Below are 5,987 nucleotides of genomic sequence, written 5' to 3'. Positions count from 1 at the left end.
CCGGTGCGCCGGCCACCACGCCGAGCGCATAGCCGGAAATCAGCAGGCCCGCCGCCGCGATGGAGACACCGAGGTCGGCCCCAACCTCCAGCAGCAGGCCCATGATGATGAATTCTGTGACGCCGATGCCGAAGGCGCCGGCGGTCAAGGCATAGAGAGCGAGTGGCATAGAAAGTATGTGAAGCGGTATGCGATATGCGAGATGCGATACGGGTTACATGCGATCCAGGAAGCCGGAGCAGCATGCTGCGAAGTATGGGGATGGGAAGATTGGTGCGGTAGACTGCCCGCACGAACAACATTTATGAATTGAATTCACAATGTCGAGGCTCGAAGTCAACCGCTCCGGCGAGATGGAAGTGTTCGTGCGGGTGGTGGAACAGGGCGGTTTCTCCGCCGCCGCGCGCGCGCTGCGCATGACGCCGTCGGCCGTGAGCAAGCTGGTGGCGCGGCTGGAGGCCCGGCTCGGCGCGCGGCTGGTCAACCGCTCCACGCGCCGCATCGAGCTCACGGCGGAGGGCAGTGCCTTCTATGAACGCGCTGTGCGCGTGCTGGCGGACCTGGACGATGCCGAGCGCGGTGCCGCCGCCAGCGCCGCGCCCCACGGCCGCGTGCGCATCAATGCCAACGTGCCCTTTGGCGACCACTTCCTGCTGCCGCTGGTGCCGGAGTTCCTGGCGCTGTATCCGGACATCCAGCTCGATATCGTGCTGACCGACCAGGTCATCGACCTGATGGAGGAACGCACCGACGTGGCGATCCGCGCCGGGACGCTGAAAAGCTCGCAGCTGGTGGCCCGCAAGCTGGGCGAGACCCGCATGGTGGTGGTGGGCGCGCCATCCTACCTGGCGCGTTGCGGCACGCCCCGCGTGCCCGCCGACCTGGCCGGGCACAACTGCCTGAAGCTAGGCTACGCGCGCGCGATCGAAGGCTGGCCGATGCTGGAAGGCGGGCAAGCCACCATGGTGGCGCCGCTTGGCAATGCCATGACCAGCAATGGCGATGCGCTGCGGCGGATCGTGGTCGGCGGGCTGGGGCTGGCCAGGATGGCTGTGTTCCAGGTCCGCGAGGACATCGCCGCCGGGCGGCTGGTGCCGCTGCTGGAGGCGTTCAATCCCGGCGACCTGGAGGCGGTACATGCGGTGTACCTGGGCCAGGGCCGCCACTTGCCGGCGCGGGTGCGGGCGCTGCTGGATTTCCTGGCGGAACGGGTGGAGATGGGGACTTAGGGACGCGGATCCGGCGAGACGCCTGGCTTGCTACAAGAGCCGATCGCGCGTCTAATCATTTAGGGGCTGTTTCGAAATGAGGCGGTCAGGAGGCTGTCAGGAGGCGGTATGCGCTGCACGAATTGCGGCTACGCGAACCTCGCAGGCGCCAACTTCTGCGAGGCGTGCGGGGCGCGGCTTGCGCGCATGTGCCCGCGGTGCGGCGCGGAGGCCACCCTCATTGCCAAGTTCTGCCGCGCCTGTGGCGTTGCGCTCATGGATTCCCCGTCAGGATCGCCTCTGCCTTCCGGGCCAGCAGTCCCGGCCCCTGTCCACTACACGCCACCCCATCTGGCCGAGCGCATCCTGGCTGAGCAAGCGGCCATGGAGGCCCGGGGCGAGACGGCCGGCGAGCGCAAGACCATCACGGCCCTGTTCGCCGATATGGCGGGCTCGACGGCCTTGACCCAGGACCTGGACCCGGAGGAAACGCGCCGCCTCATCGACCCCGTCGTGACGCTGATGATGGAGGCCGTGCACCACTACGAAGGCTACGTGGCCAAGTTCCTGGGTGACGGCATCCTGGCGCTGTTCGGCGCCCCCATTGCCCACGAGGACCATGCCCTGCGGGCCCTGTACGCAGCCCTGCGCATGCAGGAAGCGATGCGCCGGCACAGCGACCGGGTCCGTCTGGAGCAAGGCATACCGCTTCAGATCCGGATCGGCATCCACACGGGCGAGGTCGTGGTGCGCTCGATCCGCAAGGATGACTTGCACACGGACTACGATCCGGTCGGGCACACGATCCACATCGCCTCGCGCATGGAAGGTATCGCTACGCCTGCGTCCATCCTCGTCAGCGAATCCACCCATAAGCTGACGGAGGGATATTTCGAGTTCAAGGCCCTGGGCACCACACATGTCAAAGGCGTCCGGGATGCGCTGGCGGTCTATGAGGTGATGGGCCYCGGGGCAATGCGCACACGCCTGCAAGTCGCGGCGCACCGTGGCCTGGCCAGGTTTGTGGGCCGCCAGGCCGAATTGGAACAGTTGCACAACGCGCTGGCGCTGGCCAAGGCGGGCCGAGGGCAGGTCGTCGCGGTGGTTGGCGAGGCCGGGGTCGGAAAATCCCGGCTGTTCCACGAGTTCAAAGCGAGATCGCAGGCAGACTGCCTGGCACTGGAGACCTTCTCGGTTTCGCACGGCAAGGCCTTCGCCTATCTACCGTTGATCGAGCTCTTGAAAAACTACTTTCAGATCACTGTGCAGGACAGCGACCGAAGCTGCCGCGAGAAGGTGACCGGCAGGCTGCTCACGCTGGAGCGTTCCCTGGAAAGCCATCTGCCCTACTTGCTCTATCTGCTCGGGAGCATCGAACCCGGCTCGGCACTGCCGACCATGGACGCTTCGATCCGACGTCAGCGCACCTTCGAAGCGATTGCTTGCCTGCTGGTCCGCGAAAGCCTGAATCAGCCCCTGGAGGTCATTTTCGAGGATCTGCAATGGCTGGACAGTGAAACCGAGGCCTTCCTCAACCTGCTGATCGACCATGTGCCGGGGGCAAGGATCATCCTGCTGGTCAATTACCGCCCGGAGTATTCCCATGACTGGGGCCCCAACGGCAACTACACCCAGCTGAGCCTGCAGCCATTGGGCCCGGCCGAAGCCCAGGGACTGCTCACCGCGCTGCTCGGTGATGATCGCAGCCTGGCGCCCCTGAAGCAACGCATCCTGGACAAGACCGAAGGCAATCCGTTTTTCATGGAGGAAGTGGTCCAGACGCTGGTCGAGGAGGCCGCCTTGCTCGGCCAGCCCGGCTGCTACCGCATCGAGAAGGCGCCCGCCTTGCTGCACATCCCCACCACCGTCCAAGGCGTGCTCGCGGCCCGTATCGACCGGCTCCCGCTCGCTCAGAAGGAACTGCTGCAGACCCTGGCCGTGATCGGCAAGGAGTTCCCGTTGAGTCTCATCCTGCACGTCACCAGCCTGACCGAAGGCAAGCTGCGCCCGCTTCTGGCCGACCTGCAGGCGGCGGATTTCATTTACGAGCGGCCCGCGTTCCCGGAAGTCGAGTACGCCTTCAAGCACGCCCTGACGCAGGAGGTTGCCGGCAATTCGCTGCTTACCGAGCGGCGCAGCGCGCTGCACGAGAGTACGGCCCAGGCCATCGAGGCCCTCTTCCATGGCCGGCTCAAAGACTACTGCAGCGAGCTCGCGCACCACTACAGCCATAGCGGCAATATCCCGAAGGCTGTCGCCTACCTCCACTGTGCCGGCCAGCAGGCCCTCCAGCGTTCAGCCCAGACTGAAGCGATCCGGCACCTGAGTACCGCCATCGAACTGCTCAAGCGGATGCCGGACAACCCCGAACGCACGCGCCAGGAACTCACGCTGCTGCTCACCCTCGGCCCGGCCCTGATGGCCGCTCGCGGCCAGGCCTCCCCCGAGGTGGAAGCAAACTACAAGCGCGCGCTGGCCTTGTGCGAGCAGGAGAGGCAAACACCCTACGCCTTCTCGGCTCAGCTCGGACTGTGGGCGTTTTATCAGCTGCGTGCGCAGTACGAGATTGCGCACCCCCTTGGGGAACGGCTGCTTGGCCTGGCCCTGGAAACGCAAAAGCCTAAGCAGCTTGCCGAGGCGCATCGCGCGATCGGCGCCACGGTGTTCCGCCTTGGCAAGCTGGACATGGCCCGCAACCATATAGAACAGGTGCTGGCATTGCAGCGCCCGGACCCGCCGGTGTATGACTTTCTGATGGGATACGGGCGGGATCCGGCCGTCCATGCCACGAGCACATTGGGCTGGATCCTGTGGTACCTCGGCATGCCGGACCAGGCCCGCACGCGCAGCCAGGAGGCCCTGGCGATGGCCAGGACACGCCCGGACGCCTTTAACCTCGCACTTTGCCTTGTCTTTGCCGCTGAAGTGCACCTGTGCCGCAGGGAAGTGCAACTGACCCGCGAGTACGCCGAGGCCGCCATCGCGGTCTCGTGCGAGCAGGGATTCCCGATCTACCTGGCGTGGGGAACCGTCCTGCTAGGCTGGGTGCTGGCCGAACAGGGGAATCACGAGGAGGGGATAGCCCAGATACAGCGGGGCCTGGCCGCCTATCAGGAGACCGGCGCGGCGCTAGGACAGCCAAATCTCCTGGCCCTGCTCGCGGATGCCTACGGAAAGGCGGGGCAAATCCATGCCGGACTCGATGCGCTGGCCGAGGCGCAAGCTTTCGCGGAAGAGACGGGAGAGCGGCTTGACGAAGCGACGCTGTATCGCCTCAAGGGAGAACTGATACTCCGGCAGTCAAGCCAGGCGCCCTTCCCGCCCACCGGCTGCGATGAAGCCGAAGCGTGCTTTGAGAAGGCGATCGCGGTCGCCCGCAGCCAGGGCGCCCGGTCACTGGAACTGCAAGCCGTGCTGAGCCTGGCCGGCCTATGGCGCCAGCAAGGAAAGCTGAACGCGGCGCGCCATGCGCTGGCGGCGATCCATGGCAGCTTCAGCGAGGGCGCCGATACCGCCGACTGGCAACAGGCCAAGGCCCTGCTGGATGATCTGACGCGGCAGGATGGCACGTCCCCGGTGCCTTCTCCCGAATGACCCGGATGCAAACCCGCTTCCTGGCACTGTGGTCGCGTTCAGGCGGCACGCAGGCTACGGAGGCCTATGCGGATCTTGCGCGCTGCTACGCCGAGCCGGCACGGCACTATCACACGCTCCACCATGTTCGCCGCTGCCTGCGCGATCTGGACTGGGCGCGCAGCGCGATTCCCGATACTGACGCCGTCGAGCTGGCGCTCTGGTGCCACGACGTCATCTATGTTCCCGGGGCGCAAGACAATGAGCAGCGCAGCGTTGAGTGGCTCCGCTACTGGGCCCGAGGCCGGATTGCCGCAACCGAACGCATCGCCGGGATGATCCTGTGCACCTCACATGCCGGCATGGCCAAGAATCTGGCAGGCCAGTTTACCGCCGATATCGACCTTGCCGTGCTGGGTTGTGCCCGCGCGCGCTTTCGCCAGAACGGCGCGAACTTGCGGGCCGAGCGTCCCGACCTGGATGAGGCTGCCTATGATTGCGCCGAGCGGGCTTTCCTGCGCGCCCTGCTTGATCGCCCTCGCATCTATCACACCGATCTGTTCCATGCTCGCTATGAAGCTCGCGCACGCCGCAACCTGGCGTGGCGGCYTGCGCAGCCGGCGGTATCGGGGGCCTCGTCCTGCGTCAAAGAAATTCCCCTCTGATATCAATGGTCGAACGCTGGCCGATGTGTTCGTAGTGCGCCTCCAGCCACGTCCCGGCCTCAGTCCTTCCCTTGTCACGCAGCGAACAAAGAAAGGCCCAGTCGGCGTTGTACTTGCTCGACACGCCCAGCGCGGCCATCGTCTCATCGGACCGGATCGAGTGGATCATCATCTCCTTCATTTCACTCCGGTCGATCTTGCCTTGCTGGATAAGCGAAGTCACGAATGCGATGGCGCGCATCTCTCGGATAAGAGATGAGTTGAAGCTGACTTCGCTGACGCGATTGAGGATGTCCGCGGCCGTGGTCGGCACACCGCGGCGCACGATCGGGTTGATGTGAACAATCACGACATCGTGGGTATTGCAGTGATAAATCAGCGGGAAAATTGCCGGGTTGCCAACATAGCCGCCGTCCCAATAGTGCTGGCCATCGATAGCCACCGCCTGGAACAGCGTTGGCACGCAGGCTGATGCCAGTACCGCGTCGATGCACAGGTCCTCGCCTGAAAAGATGCGTATCCTTCCGGTCTCGATATTGGT

4 protein-coding genes and 1 pseudogene are annotated in these 5,987 nt (G+C 65.0%); 3 read left to right on the top strand and 2 right to left on the bottom strand.

Features of this window, described 5'->3' with window-relative positions; translation table 11 throughout:
- Nucleotides 1-169 (bottom strand): annotated as a pseudogene (locus AC1DS3_RS33875) (MFS transporter); the annotation flags it as partial.
- 151 nt (nt 170-320) lie between these two features.
- Here AC1DS3_RS33875 and AC1DS3_RS33870 point away from each other — a divergent pair.
- The 3 genes from AC1DS3_RS33870 to AC1DS3_RS33860 all read left to right on the top strand — a co-directional run bounded on the left by AC1DS3_RS33870 (nt 321) and on the right by AC1DS3_RS33860 (nt 5,446).
- Entirely contained in the window at nt 321-1,229 is a 909-nt protein-coding gene (locus tag AC1DS3_RS33870; RefSeq protein ID WP_441634047.1) for a LysR family transcriptional regulator, read from the top strand.
- A gap of 108 nt (nt 1,230-1,337) precedes the next feature.
- Nucleotides 1,338-4,802, top strand: coding sequence for an adenylate/guanylate cyclase domain-containing protein (locus tag AC1DS3_RS33865; protein ID WP_477128889.1), 3,465 nt, complete (start codon nt 1,338-1,340; stop codon nt 4,800-4,802).
- Nucleotides 4,799-5,446, top strand: a complete 648-nt coding sequence (locus AC1DS3_RS33860; protein WP_477128888.1) for an HD domain-containing protein — start codon at nt 4,799-4,801, stop codon at nt 5,444-5,446. Before AC1DS3_RS33865 ends, AC1DS3_RS33860 begins: the two co-directional genes overlap by 4 nt.
- Here the strand turns inward: AC1DS3_RS33860 and AC1DS3_RS33855 are convergent.
- A partial coding sequence (locus AC1DS3_RS33855) for a patatin-like phospholipase family protein (RefSeq protein WP_477128887.1) occupies nt 5,427-5,987 on the bottom strand: 561 nt, incomplete at its 5' end. The genes AC1DS3_RS33860 and AC1DS3_RS33855 overlap by 20 nt on opposite strands.

The organism is Cupriavidus sp. 01L46, from assembly GCF_056399905.1.
Note: the sequence above shows the minus strand (reverse complement) of the source record. Positions and strands in the feature narration are given on the sequence as shown.

Bases quoted from the DNA above. Each gene is read 5' to 3' on its own strand.
- AC1DS3_RS33870 (WP_441634047.1), top strand. From the start codon at position 321: ATGTCGAGGCTCGAAGTCAACCGCTCCGGCGAGATGGAAGTGTTCGTG.